This is a genomic window from Pseudoalteromonas sp. 1181_04 (assembly GCF_052850545.1).
Genome location: NZ_VXCS01000096.1, coordinates 1 through 482 on the forward strand (window position 1 = coordinate 1; position 482 = coordinate 482).

The 482-nt window shown below is 53.1% G+C and carries 1 protein-coding gene; it reads right to left on the reverse strand.

All coding sequences use genetic code 11. From position 1 onward, the window contains the following. Positions 1 to 482 (reverse strand): Ig-like domain-containing protein (locus FW757_RS23185; RefSeq protein ID WP_446441788.1); only part of this gene is annotated, 482 nt, incomplete at both ends.

The window sequence follows — 482 nt, forward strand, 5'->3', positions numbered from 1 at the left end:
ATTCCATCATTTATCACTACCGTGACAACACTGCCATCTGGCGCATCACTGGTGCCGTTAATGGTCGGTGTAGTGTCGTTGGTTTCACCTATCGCGTTGATGGTAATACTCGGGGCTAAGGTGTTAAGTGTAAAAGTATCGGTGGCACTGTTGCTGTTGCCCGCTGCATCACTGACACTCGCAACCACCGTGTAATCATCATCACCGAGGACTGGCGAGGTGACCGCCCACTCACCACTGGCATTAACCGTTGCACTGAGTGCGGTAACCGTTCCACCGCTGTCGGTAACGGTGAGGGTTATCACTGTCCCTTGTGGCTCTGACGAGGTGCCACTGAGTGTCGGCGTATCATCATTAATGGCTCCGAGGCTATTGATACTGATCAACGGATCTAAGGTATCCACACTGCCAGTGCCGGTGTCACTGCCGGTATTGCCTGCCGCATCGGTAATACTGGCGGTTACTGTATAACTGCCATCCGG